The 15,711-nt window shown below is 69.1% G+C and carries 11 protein-coding genes; 3 read left to right on the top strand and 8 right to left on the bottom strand.

Annotated elements, in window-relative coordinates; genetic code table 11:
• Positions 1-419: 419 nt before the first annotated feature.
• Together groL and groES are read right to left on the bottom strand one after the other, a co-directional pair.
• Positions 420-2,066: a chaperonin GroEL gene (groL, locus tag A37E_RS0110730; protein ID WP_029556584.1), complete on the bottom strand. Its 1,647-nt coding sequence runs from the start codon at positions 2,064-2,066 to the stop codon at positions 420-422.
• Between the two features lie 53 nt (positions 2,067-2,119).
• Positions 2,120-2,410: a co-chaperone GroES gene (groES, locus tag A37E_RS0110725; RefSeq protein ID WP_029556583.1), complete on the bottom strand. Its 291-nt coding sequence runs from the start codon at positions 2,408-2,410 to the stop codon at positions 2,120-2,122.
• A 303-nt stretch (positions 2,411-2,713) separates the two neighbouring features.
• Here groES and A37E_RS0110720 point away from each other — a divergent pair, with 303 nt between their 5' ends.
• Positions 2,714-3,268 carry a hypothetical protein gene (locus A37E_RS0110720; protein WP_245279315.1) on the top strand — a complete coding sequence of 185 codons (555 nt, stop codon included), beginning with the start codon at positions 2,714-2,716 and terminating at the stop codon, positions 3,266-3,268.
• Between the two features lie 73 nt (positions 3,269-3,341).
• Here A37E_RS0110720 and glsA read toward each other — a convergent pair whose 3' ends face one another.
• A complete protein-coding gene (gene glsA / locus A37E_RS0110715) occupies positions 3,342-4,340 on the bottom strand; it encodes a glutaminase A (protein ID WP_051678937.1) in 999 nt (332 codons plus the stop codon).
• A 463-nt stretch (positions 4,341-4,803) separates the two neighbouring features.
• Here glsA and A37E_RS0110710 point away from each other — a divergent pair, with 463 nt between their 5' ends.
• A complete protein-coding gene (locus A37E_RS0110710; RefSeq protein WP_029556580.1) occupies positions 4,804-6,831 on the top strand; it encodes a TonB-dependent siderophore receptor in 2,028 nt (675 codons plus the stop codon).
• 5 nt (positions 6,832-6,836) lie between these two features.
• Positions 6,837-8,126: a PepSY-associated TM helix domain-containing protein gene (locus tag A37E_RS0110705; RefSeq protein WP_197022958.1), complete on the top strand. Its 1,290-nt coding sequence runs from the start codon at positions 6,837-6,839 to the stop codon at positions 8,124-8,126.
• A gap of 261 nt (positions 8,127-8,387) precedes the next feature.
• On the opposite strand, the gene lepA is transcribed toward A37E_RS0110705, so the two are convergent.
• The 5 genes from lepA to hemC form a co-directional block, all read right to left on the bottom strand.
• Positions 8,388-10,193 carry a translation elongation factor 4 gene (gene lepA, locus A37E_RS0110700; protein WP_029556578.1) on the bottom strand — a complete coding sequence of 602 codons (1,806 nt, stop codon included), beginning with the start codon at positions 10,191-10,193 and terminating at the stop codon, positions 8,388-8,390.
• A 141-nt stretch (positions 10,194-10,334) separates the two neighbouring features.
• Positions 10,335-12,152 (bottom strand): heme biosynthesis HemY N-terminal domain-containing protein, encoded by a 1,818-nt coding sequence (locus A37E_RS0110695; protein ID WP_029556577.1) that lies wholly within the window; start codon positions 12,150-12,152, stop codon positions 10,335-10,337.
• A complete protein-coding gene (locus A37E_RS0110690) occupies positions 12,149-13,750 on the bottom strand; it encodes a hypothetical protein (RefSeq protein WP_029556576.1) in 1,602 nt (533 codons plus the stop codon). The genes A37E_RS0110695 and A37E_RS0110690 overlap by 4 nt, the downstream gene beginning before the upstream one ends.
• A 110-nt stretch (positions 13,751-13,860) precedes the next feature.
• A complete protein-coding gene (locus A37E_RS0110685) occupies positions 13,861-14,559 on the bottom strand; it encodes a uroporphyrinogen-III synthase (RefSeq protein WP_029556575.1) in 699 nt (232 codons plus the stop codon).
• Between the two features lie 138 nt (positions 14,560-14,697).
• Entirely contained in the window at positions 14,698-15,630 is a 933-nt protein-coding gene (hemC, locus tag A37E_RS0110680) for a hydroxymethylbilane synthase (RefSeq protein WP_029556574.1), read from the bottom strand.
• Positions 15,631-15,711 lie beyond the last annotated feature (81 nt).

The raw sequence follows: 15,711 nt of genomic DNA, 5'->3' as shown, positions 1-15,711 counted from the left end.
CGGACGCATGGAGCGTGAGCGGAATGCGAGCCGGGGTCCAGCGCAAAGGGCCGCCGTAGGCGCTTCCGGCCCCAGCGCTCTCAGGCATTGCCCCGCTGCGCGGGAACTCGTGCGCTGGACCCCGGATCCGCGCTCCGGCCGCGCCGTCGCTTGTCCGGGGAACCGGCGGCGACATCCCGTCCCGCCCTCGCGTCCCGGACGCATGCAGCGTCAGCGGAATGCGAGCCGGGACCCAGCGCAAGAGTTCGCCGAAGGCGCTTCTTTCCCCCGACGCTCTCAGGCCTTGCCCGCTTCGCGGGAGTTTCGCGCTGGCCCCCGGATCAGCGCTCCACCTTCGGTGTCGCTTGTCCGGGGAACCGGCAAAAGAAAAGGGCGCGGCCGAAGCCGCGCCCTCTCTCATTTCTGGACCGGTGGATGGATCAGAAGTCCATGCCGCCCATGCCGCCCATGCCGCCGCCGGGCATGGAGGGCATGCCGCTGTCGCGCTTGGGAAGCTCGGCGACGAGCGCCTCGGTGGTGACGATCAGGGCCGCGATGGAGGCGGCGTCCTGGAGGGCGGTGCGCACGACCTTGGCCGGATCGACGATGCCGGCGGCGATCATGTCCACATACTCTTCCGTCTGGGCGTTGAAGCCGAAGGACGGATCGTTGGACTCCTGCACCTTGCCCACCACGATGGAGCCTTCCACGCCGGAATTCTCGGCGATCTGGCGGATGGGGGCCTCGAGGGCGCGCAGGACGATCTTGATGCCGGCCTTGATGTCGGCGTTGTCGGAGGTGACCTTCTCCACCGCCGCCTTGGCGCGGAGCAGGGCGACACCACCGCCGGGGACGATGCCCTCTTCCACCGCAGCGCGGGTGGCGTTGAGCGCGTCGTCAACGCGGTCCTTCTTCTCCTTCACCTCGACCTCGGTCGAGCCGCCGACGCGGATCACCGCGACGCCGCCCGCGAGCTTGGCCAGACGCTCCTGGAGCTTCTCGCGGTCGTAGTCCGAGGAGGTCTCCTCGATCTGCGCCTTGATCTGGTTCACGCGGGCCTCGATGTCGGCCTTCTCGCCGACGCCGTCCACGATGGTGGTCTTTTCCTTCTCGAGGATGACCTTCTTCGCGCGGCCGAGCTGGGCGATGGTGACGTTCTCGAGCTTGATGCCGAGATCCTCGGAGATCACGGTGCCGCCGGTGAGGATGGCGATATCCTCGAGCATCGCCTTGCGGCGATCACCGAAGCCGGGAGCCTTCACGGCCGCGACCTTCAGGCCGCCGCGCAGCTTGTTGACCACGAGGGTGGCGAGCGCCTCGCCTTCCACGTCCTCAGCGATGATGACGAGGGGACGACCGGTCTGCACCACGGCCTCAAGGACCGGCAGGATCGGCTGGAGGCCGGAGAGCTTCTTGTCGAAGATGAGCAGGAAGGGCTCTTCCAGGTCGGCGATCATCTTCTCCGCATTCGTGATGAAATAGGGAGAGAGATAGCCGCGGTCGAACTGCATGCCTTCGACCACTTCGAGCTCGGTCTCGGCGGTCTTGGCTTCCTCGACGGTGATGACGCCTTCGTTGCCCACGCGCTGCATGGCGCCGGCGATCATCTCGCCGATGGAGGCATCGCCGTTGGCGGAGATGGTGCCAACCTGCGCGACTTCGGCGGAGGAGGAGACCTTCTTGGCGCGGGCGCGGATGTCGGCGATGGCCGCGGCGACGGCGAGGTCGATGCCGCGCTTCAGGTCCATCGGGTTCATGCCGGCGGCGACCGACTTGGCGCCTTCCTTCACGATGGCCTGGGCCAGAACGGTGGCGGTGGTGGTGCCGTCGCCGGCGAGATCGTTGGTCTTGGAGGCGACCTCACGCACGAGCTGGGCGCCGAGGTTCTCGAACTTGTCCTCGAGCTCGATCTCCTTGGCCACCGACACACCGTCCTTGGTGATGCGGGGGGCGCCGAAGCTCTTCTCGATGACCACGTTGCGGCCCTTGGGGCCGAGGGTCACCTTCACCGCATTGGCGAGGATGTCGACGCCGCGCAGCAGCTTCTCGCGCGCGTCCGAGGAGAACTTTACTTCTTTGGCAGCCATAACGGCCTCCTTGTGATTCTGTTTCGGTGGACCGGCTCAGAAGCGCGGACGCATCACTTGGCGATGACGCCGAGGATGTCGCTTTCCTTCATGATGAGCAGGTCCTGGCCGTCGATCTTGACCTCGGTGCCGGACCACTTGCCGAACAGCACGCGGTCGCCGGCCTTCACGTCGAGCGGGACGAGCTTGCCGCTCTCGTCACGGGCACCGGCGCCCACCGCGATCACCTCGCCCTCCTGGGGCTTTTCCTTGGCGGTGTCGGGGATGATGATGCCGCCGGCGGTCTTCTGCTCGGCTTCGATGCGCTTGACGACCACGCGGTCGTGCAGAGGACGGAAGGACATGGGTCGTTACCTCTTCGGGGGGAGCGCGAGCCTTGGCCCGCCGTTCTGGCACTCCCGAATGAAGAGTGCCAAGCTCGTCGCGGAGATAAGGGCGCGCCCGGCGAACGTCAAGGCGCGCTGCAGCAATCGGTGGGCTAGCAAAGCGGTAACGAGCCGTGGGATAAGCTGTTCAAGAGCTGAGGCTTGACGGCGGGCGGGGGCGATGCGGACGGCATCGACGTCGACGGCGCAAGCCTTTATGGTCAGGCGACTGCCTGGGTGGTCGCATTCTTGTTCCAGGCGGCGGGAGGCCTCGGAAAGCACATGACGAAGATGGTTGCGGGATCCAAGTCTGCTTTCGAGCGATCTGCGTTCGGGCGGTCCGCGTTCGGATGGACGGCCTTCGGGCGGCCGCGCGCCGCGCTGGCCGGCGCTGCCCTTGCCGTGCTGGCCCTCGGCCTCGCCGGCTGCGAGACCACCCCTTCCGCGCCCCCGCCGGCCGCGCGCCCGGTCTTTACCAGCCCGATCCCGCCCGACCGCCTCGTCGGCCGCTGGGGCCTCGCCGCCTATCACCGGCCGGACGACGCCACCCGCACCGAAGCCCAGGCCAAGGCCTCCTGCGGCAACCAGCCGTATGTTATTACCGCCGGCACCAATGGCGGCGTGATGATGTACCTCGCCGACGACAACAAGCTCACCGAGCTGGTGTCGAAGCAGGTGGGCAACGGCCCGGTCTACATCGGCCCGCCGGACGACCCGGCCGGCGGCGAGCGCGACCGTCAGGTGGTGCGCTTCGACGGCAACATCCTGGTGCTGAAGTTCGTCGATCCGGAAGTGGCCAAGCGCTACGGCACCATGGTCTACGTGCGCTGCTCATGACCTGAGGGGCCGCGCGCCCCTCTTCTGCGCCGGAGGCTCACCGCCCGAAGGCGGCAAAAAACCCAAGAATGGCTCAGCGCCCGAGGGCGCTGAGCATGGCGGACCCCCGGTTGGTGGGGTCGAACACGTGCAGGCCCAGTTCCTCGGCCAGTTCCCGGAAGGCGGCGATGCCGCGCACGGAATTGCCGCGCCCGTCGAGCCGCGGTGAATAGGTGGCGATGCCGAGCTGGCGGTTGACCACCCCGAGGATGCCGCCGCCCACCCCGCTCTTGGCCGGCACGCCCACATCGAACGCCCAGTTGCCGGCGAAATTGTACATCCCGCAGGTGAACATCACGGCCAGCGTGGCGCGCACCGCGTCCACCGCGAAAGCCGTCGTGCCGGTGAGCGGGTTCTCGCCGATATTGGCCAAAGTCGCCCCCATGCGGGCGAGGTCGCTGGCCGTCACCAATATGGAGCACTGGCGGAAATAGAGGTCCAGCGTCGCGTCCACCCCGGCGGTGAGCGCGCCGGCGCTGGTGAGGAGGTGGGCGATGCCGCGGTTGCGGTGGGCCGTCTCCGCCTCCGAGCGGAACACCGCCTCGTCCACCGCGAGCCGCCGGCCCGCCGCCGCCGAAAAGCGATCCAGCACGAACTCCAGCGCCTCGGCGCCGAGATGCTCCACCAACAGGCCGGACACGGTGATGGCCCCGGCATTCACCATGGGGTTGAAGGGCCGGTTGGTCTTGGCATCGAAGACAATGGCGTTGAAGGCGTCGCCCGAGGGCTCCACCCCGACGCGGGAGAGCACCTTTTCGCGGCCGGCCACCTCAAGGGCGAGACAGAAGGCAAATGCCTTCGAAATCGACTGGATGGTGAACGCCACGTCGGCATCGCCCACCGCGACCACCTCCCCCTCCACCGACACGGCGGCGATGCCGAAGCGGTCCGGGTCCACCCGCGCCAGTTCGGGAATGTAATCGGCGAGCGCGCCGGAGGTATCGGAGCGGGTGCGCTCATAGGTGTGGCGCACCACCGTCTGAAGCCCGTGGCCGACCGGCGCGGCGGGAGCCGCGTGCGGGCTCGTATCCATCTTTATCCCCCTTGCCGGCCGCGCACCTGGACCACGGGTCCGCGGGGCCGTCCCGGCGAGCGAAGCACAAGCTGTGCCACGGCGGACGGGTCCGGCGTGCCCAGTGCTTTGCGCCATAAGGAGGAAAAGGCCCTGACTGGAATTAGTCTATTTCAAACCAACACACAGATCAGAAGCGTTATCGTTTGTAGACAATCCAATATTACCCGCGATACCACCCTGCTTATTGCCCCAGCGGTATCTGATTAATAAAAGAGCATAAAGTAGTCCCAATTGCCCCGAGCCCGAAATGTCCGTTTATACAGTCTCTCCACCCCGGCCCCGCCGTCAGAACAACGGCCAATCCGGTGGCGCAAGCCGGCATAGTCACGCGGCGGGGCCATTCTCGACACTTGCGGTTACAGCCAAATCCCTGCTGGTCTCTTCGGCCCTGGTCTCTTCGGCCCTGGTGGCGCCCTTCGCCTTGGGTACGGCGCTGGCGCAGGAGGCAGCGCCGTCCGTCGCCCTGCCCACGGTAACGGTGGAGGGCGTGGCCGAGATCGCCTGGGGGCCGGTGGACGGCTATGTGGCGACCCGCTCCGGCGCCGGCACCAAGACCGACACCCCGCTCATCGACACGCCACGCTCCGTCTCCGTGGTCACGCGGCAGGAGATGGACGACCGGGGCGTCCAGAACGTGGTGGACGCCGTGTCCTACACCGCCGGCGTGCTCACCGGCTCCTATGGCTACGATCCGCGCTTCGACGACATCTACATCCGCGGCTTCTCGGTGTCTGCGCGCGGCAATTTCCGCGACAGCCTCGCCCAGCCCAGCGCCAATTTCGCCTCCTGGCGCACCGAGACCTACGGCCTCGAACGCATCGACGTGATCAAGGGCCCCGCCAGCGTGCTCTACGGCCAGACGGTGCCGGGCGGCCTCATCAACCGCATCTCCAAGATGCCGGTGGACACGCCCTTCGCGGAAGTGGAAGGCCAGCTCGGCGATCCCGCCTGGTCGCAGGCCGCGTTCGACGTGGGCGGCCGCGCCACGACGGACGGCAGCGTGCTCTACCGCCTCACCGGCGTCGCCCGCGCCGCCGACGGCACGGTGAGCTACAGCACCAACAACGCCCTGTTCCTCGCCCCCTCGGTGACGTTCCAGAACGACACCACGCGCCTCACCATCCTCGGCAGCGTGCTGGACAGCCGCACGCCCTCGAACACCCAGTACTGGCAGACCCCGACCCAGCTCACCAAGATCCCCATGGGGACCACGTACAACGCCATCCAGCAGACGCAGGAGCAGATCGGCTACCAGCTGGAGCACGCCTTCAACGACGTGTGGAGCGCCAAGCAGAACGTCCGCTACGGCCATATCGACAACCACAGCATGTGGATGGACGCCAATGGCGTAGTCAACGGGCCGCTCATCTCCATGACGGCGACCAACTACGTCGAGACCGTCAACAGCTTCCAGGCCGACAACCAGCTGCAGGCCAAGTTCACCACCGGCCCCGTCGAGCACAAGGTGCTGGGCGGCGTGGACTATCTCTGGCTGGACAGTTCCTACGGCATGGGCAACGGCCCGGCGGGGGACGTGAACATCTTCAACCCCGACGTGCCCAACCTCCTCGTGATGCCGGCCATCACCTCGCGCGACGGCGCGGGCCTCAACCAGGTGGGGCTTTATCTCCAGGACCAGATGGCATTCGGCAACGGCTGGCGCTTCCTCATCGGCGGGCGGCAGGATTTCGCCTCCACCACCCAGAGCAGCTTCGGCATCGACACCGCCAACCGCGACGACCAGGCCTTCACCTGGCAGGCGGGCCTGCTCTATGCGTTCGAGAACGGCGTCTCGCCTTATGTGAGCTACGCCACTTCCTTCCTGCCCTCCATCAATGTGGACCAGAGCGGCCAGCTGCTGGAGCCCTCCAGCGGCGAGCAGTACGAGGCGGGCGTGAAGTACCAGCCCACGGGCGGGCGCAGCTTCTTCACCCTCTCCGCCTACCAAATCACCCAGAACAATTATGCCGTGCCGGACCCGGTGAGCTTCTTCTATCTCCCGGTGGGCAACGTGCGCGTGCGCGGCTTCGAGGCGGAGGCGCTGGTGGAGCTGGCGCAGGGGCTGGACCTCACCGCCGCCTACACCTTCACCCAGGGCGAGATCATCAACAGCCTCGACCGGCCCACCATCGGCAACACGCCGCCCAACATGCCGGCGCACATCGCCTCGCTCTGGGCCAAGTACACGGTGCAGGACGGTGACTGGAAGGGCTTCGGCGTGGGCGCCGGCATCCGCTACATCGGCCCGTTCTGGTCGGATACCAACAATCTCTACAAGAATGGCGCGCAATATCCGGTGGACGCCGCGCTCTATTACGAAAAGGACAATTGGAAGTTCCAGCTGAACGGCAAGAACATCTTCGGCCAGCAGAACGCGCTGCTGAACGAGGGCTATTGGTACTGGCAGCAGGGACGCTCGGTGATCGCCTCCGTGCGCTATCGCTGGTGAGCGCCGTGACGAAGCCGGCGCCCGCCAAGACCGTGCCCGCCAAGACCGTGCCCGCCAAGCCCGCACCGGCCAAACCCGCACCGGCCAAGCCCTTCAGCCTGCGGCCGGCCCTGGTGTGGGCGCACCGCATCCTCGGCCTCTCCACCGCGCTGTTCCTGGTGGTGGCGGGGCTGACAGGCAGCGTACTCGCCTTCCACCACGAGCTGGATGAATGGCTGAACCCCTCGGCCTACCGCGCCACGGCGGTGGGCACGCCGCTCTCCCCCGACGCGCTGGCGCGGGCGGTGGAAGCCCGCCATCCCGACGGACGGGTCTGGTACATGGCGCTGGCGCCGGCCGGTCATCCGGCGGATGTCGCCGCCATGGGCCCCATCGATCCCGCCACCGGCGAGGCCATGGACATTCCGGCCGACAGCTTCCAGGTGGACCCGGTGAGTGGCGAGGTGCTGGCCGCGCGCCTGTGGGGCGCCTGCTGCTTCTCCGCGCTGAAGGTGATGCCCTTCCTCTACGAGTTCCACCACAACCTCAGCCTGCCGGGCGTCTATGGCGTGCTGTTCATGGGGGTGGTGGCGCTGCTGTGGCTGGTGGACGGCTTCGTCGGCTTCGCGCTCACCCTGCCGCGCGGCCGGCCGTTCCTCGCCAAATGGCGCCCCGCCTTCACCATCAAGGGCGGCAGCGCCTTCCGCCTGAACCTCGACTGGCACCGCGCGGCCGGGCTCTGGCTGTTCGTGGTGCTGATCGCCCTCGCGCTCTCCTCGGTGGCGATGAACCTGCGGCAGGAGGTGGTGGAGCCGGTGGTGGGGCTGTTCTCGAAGCTCACGCCCACACCCTTCTCCGGCGCGCCGCTGGCGCCCCTGCGCGAGCGCACCCTGCCGTTCGACACGGTGCTGGAGGCGGGGCTCAAGGAGGCGCGTGCCCGGGGCTGGCAGGAGCCGGCGAGCGAGATCTTCTACTCGCCCCATTACGGCGTGTTCGGCGTCGCCTTCGGCGACCACGACGATCCGCTGGACACGCGCTGGCTCTATTTCGACGGCGCGACGGGGGCCTTCAGGAGCGCCAACCTGCCGGGCGTGGGCACGGCCGGGGATGTCTTCATCCAGCTCCAGTTCCCCATCCATTCCGGCCGCGTCTTCGGCCTCACCGGGCGCATCATCATCGCCGTCATGGGCGTGGTGATCGCCGGCCTCGCCATCACCGGCGTCGCGGTGTGGTGGATGAAGCGCAAGGGGCGCGTGGGCCGGAAGGGGAAGGCGAAGGCCGCCGCCGCCCGGACCAGGGTGATGCCGGCAGAGTGAGGCGATACCCGCTATTTTTCTTTACGAACTCCCTTGAAGGGCGTTCCGTCCTTTTTGACGTCCATGAACCGACCGGTATCGCTGTCTCGCTTTACCCACTGGTCGGTCTTGGGATTATGAGTTTGCGAGCGGTCGCGAACCGCGCCGATCCTGTGCCCATCACCTTTGGGAGGATTGGTAGCCATAGCGCTGCCCTCTAAGTGAACGTAGAGAGAACATACGCGATTCGCCCGAGGTGGATAAGAGGCCGCCGGCTCCGCCTCACTCGTCCATCTTCAGGGCGGCGATGAAGGCTTCCTGCGGAATCTCCACCTTGCCGAACTGGCGCATCTTCTTCTTGCCTTCCTTCTGCTTGTCCAGAAGCTTGCGCTTTCTGGTGATGTCGCCGCCGTAGCACTTGGCGGTCACGTCCTTGCGCAGGGCCTTGATGGTCTCGCGGGCGATGATCTTGGCGCCGATGGCGGCCTGGATAGGGATGTTGAAGAGGTGCTGGGGGATGAGATCCTTCAGCTTCTCGCACATCACCCGGCCGCGCGCCTCGGCCCGCGTGCGGTGGACCAGCATGGAGAGGGCGTCCACCGGCTCGGCATTGACGAGGATGGACATCTTCACGAGGTCGCCGGGGCGGTATTCGGTGATCTGGTAGTCGAACGAGGCGTAGCCCTTGGAGATGGACTTCAGCCGGTCGTAGAAATCGAACACCACCTCGTTCAGCGGCAGGTCATAGGTGACCATGGCGCGCGCGCCCACATAGGTGAGCTCGATCTGGTTGCCGCGCCGGTCCTGGCACAGCTTGAGCACGCTGCCGAGATAATCGTCCGGGGTGAGGATGGTGGCGCGGATCCACGGCTCGTGGATCTCCTCGATCTTCACCACGTCCGGCATGTCGGCCGGGTTGTGCAGGTCGATGGTCGTGCCGTCCGTCATCTCGATCTGGTAGATGACCGAGGGGGCGGTGGCGATGAGATCGAGGTTGAACTCGCGCTCCAGCCGCTCCTGGATGATCTCCAGGTGCAAAAGCCCGAGGAAGCCGCAGCGGAAGCCGAAGCCGAGCGCGGCCGAGGTCTCCATCTCGAAGGAGAAGCTGGCGTCGTTGAGACGCAGCTTGCCCATGGCGGCGCGCAGATCCTCGAACTGGGCCGCATCCACCGGGAACAGGCCGCAGAACACCACCGGCTGCGCCGGCTTGAAGCCCGGCAGCATCTCCGCGCAGGGGCGCTTTTCCTCGGTGATGGTGTCGCCGACGCGGGTGTCCGCCACTTCCTTGATGGAGCCGTTGAGGAAGCCGATCTCGCCCGGTCCCAGCTCGTTCAGCACCACCATCTTGGGGGTGAACACGCCCACCCGGTCCACGTCATAGGTGGCGTCGGCGGCCATCATCTTGATGCGCTGGCCCTTCTTGAGCACGCCGTCGATGATGCGCACCAGCACCACGACGCCGAGATAGGTGTCGTACCAGCTGTCCACCAGCAGCGCCTTCAGCGGCGCATCGCGGTCGCCCATGGGGGGCGGCAGGCGGGTGACGATGGCTTCCAGCACCTGATCGACGTTGAGGCCGGTCTTGGCGGAGATGCCGATGGCGTCCGACGCGTCGAGGCCGATCACGTCCTCGATCTGCGCCTTCACCTTCTCCGGCTCGGCGGCGGGCAGGTCCACCTTGTTGAGGACCGGCACGATGTCGTGGTTGTTGTCGATGGCCTGGTAGACGTTGGCGAGCGTCTGCGCCTCCACGCCCTGGGAGGCGTCCACCACCAGCAGCGAACCCTCCACGGCGGCGAGCGAACGGTTCACCTCGTAGGCGAAATCCACGTGCCCGGGGGTGTCGATGAGGTTGAGGACGTAGGTCTCGCCGTCGTGCGCCTTGTAGGAGAGGCGGACCGTCTGCGCCTTGATGGTGATGCCGCGCTCGCGCTCGATATCCATGCTGTCGAGCACCTGCTCCGTCATCTCGCGCTCGGAGAGCCCGCCGGTGATCTGGATCAGGCGGTCGGCGAGGGTCGACTTCCCGTGGTCGATATGGGCGACGATGGAGAAGTTGCGGATGTGCTTCTGGGCGCTGGCGGTCATCCGCGCCGCATAGCATCGGCGCGGGGCGGCCACAAGGCGAAGGCGCGATTAGGGTCGCGCCGGGACACCCAACGGCCGCCTTGCGCGCCCTTCTCCCGCGAGGGGGAGGAGGGAAACCGGCGGGATCGTCTTCAGCGGCGCTCAGAGCCCCATCAGGCGGCGGGACTTGGAGGTTGGGTCCGGCTCCTCCGTCGCGTCCGCCTCGGGGCCGGGATCATCCGGCAGGGGCGGTAAAGCGACGATGGCGTCGGCCTTCTTTGCGTTCTCGGGCCTGCCGGTCTCGGGCTTGCCGTTCTGCCTCGCCCGGGCGCGGGCACTGTCCGCGCCATTGCCGGCGGGCGGGGCGAGGATGACCGGCACCGGCTCCGCGGCCTTGCCGGCCTTGGGATCGGGCGTCTTGGGGGCGGTGATTTTCGATACGGGGGTCGCACCGGCGGCGACGGGCTCAGGCGGCACGGGCGCCTCGGCCACCACAACCGCCGCTCCGGAGGTGGCAGCCTCCGCCGCAGCAGTCTCCGCCGCCTTCGTCTCCACGGCCTTCAGCTCGGCCAGCTTCTCCTCGGCGAGCTTCTGCTCCGCGATCTTCTTCTGCTCGGCGATCTTGGCGTCCTCGCTGGCGCGGACGGCGGCAATGGCCGCCTTCACCCGCTCGGCCTCGTGCTCCAGGATCGGGGTCGCGGAGACGCCGGGCGGTACCTCCCACACGAAGGCGTCGAGCCGGCCGGACACCGGCGACACCGGCGCCCAGCGGTCGGAGACGACGCCATCAGCGATCCAGGCGGGATCGCGGTTAGCCCGCACGGCACGGGCGGTCCACTCGCGGGCCTTGCCGATATCGGCATGCTCGGCCGCTTCCAGCTCCGCCATCAGCAGGCAGACGCGCTGGCTGGGATCGTCCAGCAGCGGCTCCAACACGAGGCGGGCCTGGCGGAATTCCTGCGCATCGATGGCCGCACGGGCGAGCGCGATGGCGCTTTCCCGCTGGGACGGCGCCTTGTTGGCGAGGGTGCGGATGCGCTTGAGCCGGTCGAGGGCCGCATCGCCGGGGCGCAGATAGGCCTCCACGTCGGCGAGTTCCGGGTGCGGGTTGGCGGCGAACGCCGTCTCGACGATCTTCGCCGCCTTGCGCAATTCCCCGGCGGCGCCCAGCAGGCGGCCGGCGCAGGCGGCGGCGGGCACAAGAGTGGGGGCGAGGCGCACCGCCTCCACCGCCTTCTCGCGGGCGACCAGCGGGTCGGTCTGTTCCAGCGCGATGGCCTCGGCGGCGAGCAGCACGGCGCGGCGGCGCTTGTACTGGGCCTTGTCGATGCCCTTCTGCGCCATCTGGCGTTCGAGAACCGTGCGGGCGCCGGCATAGTCCCCGGCGGCGCAGCGCGCCTCGATCACCGCATCGGCAGCCCAGCCGAGCGTCGGGGCGGCGGACGCGGCCTCCTCGGCGATGGCATAGGCGGCGGCCTTGTCGCCGGCCTTGCGGGCTTCCATGTGCAGCCCGCGCAGGCCGAGCAGGCGGGTGGAGGGATCGTCCACCATGGCGCGGAAGGCGGCGATGGCCACTTCCGGCTTGCCGTCGAGCTGGGCCGCCTGGGCCGTGAGGAGATGGGTCAGCGGCTCGTGCGGCAGGAGCCGCGCGGCGTCATGGCGCGCCTGCCGGACGGCGGCGTTGTCGCCGATGCCCACCGCGAGCAGGCCGCGCGACACCGCCTGCCAGCCCTTCTCGCGCTTGCGACGGCGGGAAAAGGCGGCGATCAGCTTGGGCGAGCGGACGAGCAGCGAGAGCAGCCGCCACAGCAGCAGCAGCACGCCGGAGACCACAGCGATGACCGCGAGGGCCACCGGCACGGTGGTTTCCACCCGCCAGCCCTCCCACACCACGGCGATCTCGCCCGGCCGGTCGGCGAGCCAGGAGACGCCGAAGGCGGCGGCGGCGAGAAGGATTAGGAGCAGGACGAGGCGGATCACGGCACCTTCCCCGAAATGGCAGCCAGCTGCTGCTGGAAGAGAGATCCGGCGGCCTTGACCGCGGCGGCCCGCGCCTCGATGTCGCGGAGGACGGCGAGGCGCTGCTGCACGCTGTCGGGCAGCTGTTTCAACGTCTTCAGGGCCTCGTCGAGCTGGCCGGCGCGCACCTGGGTGACGGCCGTGCCGAGGAGCCCTTCCGAATCCACCGAGCCGGGGCCGGTGGCGGGGCGCACCTTCACGAGGTTTTCGGCCGAGGACATCAGCCGGTCCATCAGCGAGGCCCCGGCATTCGCCGGGGCGGGCGCGGCGGCGCCGAGGGCGGCGGCGCCTTCCTGGGCGAGGCGGGCGGCGAGCGCGGCGGAGGGCGCGAAGCCCTTCTCGGCCGCCGCGGCGAAGGCGTCGAGCTGGCCGGCACTCGCGCCGAGCGTGGCGCGGGCGGCGGCGAGTTCCGCGGCGAAGGGGCGGCCGGAGACCACCGCATCGCGGAAGGCGGCGACCACCACGAGGCTGGACGCCGTGCGGTTGAACTGGGTCGCGGCGGCGCTCGCCTCCTCGATCTGCTTCTTCAGCGCATCGAAGCGGGGGCCGATGGCCTCGGCCTGCTTCTCCAGCCCCTGCACCTGCGGCCCGAGGGCCTGGGTCTGGGTGGCGAGGGCCTGCACCTGCGGAGCGAGCGACTGGGTGGCGCCGATGAGCGCCTGCACCTGCGGGGCCAGCGCCTCCACCTTCGCGCCCGCCTCGCGGGTGCCGGTGGTGGCGGCGGCGACCGCCGTGCGCAGGGCACTGTCGCTGCCCTTCAGCGCATCCACGTCGCGGCGCAGGGCGGCCAGCGCCTCGCGGCCCTGCTCGGCGGCGGTCTTGAGATCGTCCACGCTTTTCACAAGCGCCGGGGGGATGGCGGGCGCAGCAGATGTGGCCGGCGCCGCGGAGGCCGGGGCGGCCTTCAGCCCCGCAAGGGCCTCCTGCACCGCCTTCAGCGCGGCCTCGTCGCGATCGAGTCGCTCGGAGAGGGCTGCGATGGCCCGGGGATCGACGGCCGGCCGGGCCTCCAGCGCGGCGATGCGCGACTGGAGCGGCGAGAGGTCCACCTTGGGCGCGGCCACCGGGGCCGGGGGATAGAGGATCGGCAAGGCATACCAGAGCCCGCCGGCCGCCGCGCCACCGCCGATGAGGCCGGCGATCAGCGCCGCGAACACGGTGCCGCCGCCACCCTTGCGGGGGGCTTCCGGAGCCGGCTGGGACGGGGTGGGGGCGTCACTCTTGGCTTCAGCCGCGGCTTCGGCCTCCTTGCGCACCTCGGTCTCCGCGACCTGCTCGGCGCTCTTTCCGGCCGCAGCGCTGGACGCTGCGCTTTTGCCGGGCGCGTCTTTGGCGGTCGCGTCGCCTGCGGGCGCGCCGGTGCTCGGGCCGGTACCAGGGCCTTTGGCCGCCTCGGCCGGCGCGGCGCCGGCCGCGGGCTTCTGGGCCGCCGGAGCGGCCGGCTTGGGCTCGGACGCGATCTCCTGCGCCTTCAGATCGAGCGTGGGCGGGGTGCGGGGCGGTCGGGAGGAGAAGTTCTCCGCCTTCGGATCGTCGCTCGCCGGCGTATTGGTGGCCATCGGCGTCGCTCGTGCCTCCCTATTGGGTTCGGACCCGTCTTCGGGACCGGGATAGACCGGCCGGGGCCGGGCCGCAACCGCGGCGCCCGCCCCCGTCCCTCACAGCCGCGTCACAGCAGCGCGAACAGCGCGTCCTCATTGGGCGCGGCGGCGACCTCCACCGCCAGACCCTTGCGAACGAACGGCTCGGCCACCTGCTCGGAAAGGCACAGTTCCCTCACACCGGTCAACGCGTCGTTAAGCCCCGCGCCTTCGACGCACCTGAGCAGCGTCTTCACCGTCCGCTGGGAGAAGTGCAGCGCGGCCTTAACGGTTCCGCTCGCCAGCGCCGCGCGGGCCTCTTCGCTCAGCGCATCGGCCGGTTCGGCGGCATAGACGATGGCGAGGTCGAGCGAGATGCCGGGGGCGGCGAGCAGGCTGGCGAGATCGGCGGCGCGGTCCTCCCCCGCCGGGTTCAGCACCCGCGCGCCGGACGGGAGCACCGCCGCGATGCGCCCGGCCAGCGCCGAGGCATCGCCGTCGCAGTCGGTGACGCTGGCAAAGCCGATGGCGCGGGCCTCCTTGGCCGTGCGCGGCCCCACCGCGAAGGCCGGCAGATGCAGGAAGCGCTTGCCGTCCGGGTGGGCGGCGAAGGCCGTCACCCCGTTGATGGAGGTAAAGGCCACCGCATCGAACGGGCGGTCCGGCAATGGTGTCGTGGTGGGGGCGATCCGCAGCATGGGATCGACGGTCACGTCATGCCCCAGCGCCTTAAGACGCTTGGCGGTCTGGTTCGCCGCGGGCAGCGGCCTTGTGACGAGAACATGCATCTGAAGAATCAATCGAGCGGAAGAACGGGGCAGAACAACGGCCGACGCGACACCTGCCGCGCCGAAAAACACCGGACGCGGCGGAAGCCGCGCCCGAAACCCGAACTCCGGCGCGACCGAAAGGGCCGCACCGGAAACTCACAATCCCAGCGCTCTCGCCGGGGCGCTGGCGCGCAGCTCGGTGCCCAGCGCGGTGCCGAGGGCTGCTGCATCGGCAATGGGTGCCGCGCCGGACGCCTCCGCCGCATCCGCCCCATCGGGCGTCATGACGAGGCCGGAGAGGCGCACCTGGTCGCCCTCCACCCGGGCGAGACCGGCGATGGGGGTGCGGCAGGAGCCATCAAGCGCGGTCAGGAACGCGCGCTCGGCGGCCAGCGCGATGCCGGTGTCGCGGCAGGCGATGGCGGCGATGGCGACATTGGTGGCGGGGTCATTGACGCGGCATTCGATGGCCACGGCCCCCTGCCCCACCGCCGGCAGAAACTCCGATGTCGCCAGCACCGCGCTCGCCACGTCGGCGAGGCCGAGCCGGGTGAGGCCGGCGAGGGCGAGAAGCGTGCCGTCGAAATCCCCGTCCCGCACCCGGGCGAGGCGGGTGTGGACATTGCCCCGCAGCAATTCGACCTTGAGGTCCGGCCGCAGGCGCCGCAATTGCGCCTCCCGCCGGAGCGAGGCGGTGCCCACCCGCGCGCCGGCCGGAAGATCGGCGAGGCCGGCGCCGGATTTCAGGATCAGCGCATCACGCACGTCGGCGCGCGGCAGGTAGCCGGCGAGGTGCAGGCCCTCGGGCAGGAAGGTGGCCACATCCTTGGCGGAATGCACGGCGAGGTCGACGCGACCATCCAGCAGCGCTTCCTCCAGCTCTTTGGTGAAGAGCCCCTTGCCGCCGGCCTCGGACAACGCCCGGTCCTGGATCTGGTCGCCCGTGGTGCGGATGACCTCGACGGCGACCTCGGCCGGCGCGACGTTCAGCGCCTCAGCCAGGGCCGCCTGCACCGCATGGGCCTGCCACAGGGCAAGCGGGCTGCCACGGGTGCCGATGCGCAGAACAGGGGATTTTCCGCCGGACATTTCTTCCAATTTCGTATTCTCGTTCAGGGATGCGTAGAATGCGCGAGGGATTCGAAACGGGATAGGCGGCGTTGCGGCGCA

The sequence above is a fragment of the Xanthobacter sp. 91 genome (assembly GCF_000702385.1).
Lineage (GTDB): Bacteria > Pseudomonadota > Alphaproteobacteria > Rhizobiales > Xanthobacteraceae > Xanthobacter > Xanthobacter aminoxidans.
The sequence above is the reverse complement of the archived record's forward strand: the minus strand, read 5'-3'. Positions and strand labels throughout refer to the sequence as shown.

Coding starts and splice junctions, on each gene's coding strand:
- groL (WP_029556584.1), bottom strand. CDS start 2,066: ATGGCTGCCAAAGAAGTAAAGTTCTCCTCGGACGCGCGCGAGAAGCTG.
- groES (WP_029556583.1), bottom strand. CDS start 2,410: ATGTCCTTCCGTCCTCTGCACGACCGCGTGGTCGTCAAGCGCATCGAA.
- A37E_RS0110720 (WP_245279315.1), top strand. CDS start 2,714: ATGACGAAGATGGTTGCGGGATCCAAGTCTGCTTTCGAGCGATCTGCG.
- glsA (WP_051678937.1), bottom strand. CDS start 4,340: ATGGATACGAGCCCGCACGCGGCTCCCGCCGCGCCGGTCGGCCACGGG.
- lepA (WP_029556578.1), bottom strand. CDS start 10,193: ATGACCGCCAGCGCCCAGAAGCACATCCGCAACTTCTCCATCGTCGCC.
- A37E_RS0110690 (WP_029556576.1), bottom strand. CDS start 13,750: ATGGCCACCAATACGCCGGCGAGCGACGATCCGAAGGCGGAGAACTTC.
- A37E_RS0110685 (WP_029556575.1), bottom strand. CDS start 14,559: ATGCATGTTCTCGTCACAAGGCCGCTGCCCGCGGCGAACCAGACCGCC.
- hemC (WP_029556574.1), bottom strand. CDS start 15,630: ATGTCCGGCGGAAAATCCCCTGTTCTGCGCATCGGCACCCGTGGCAGC.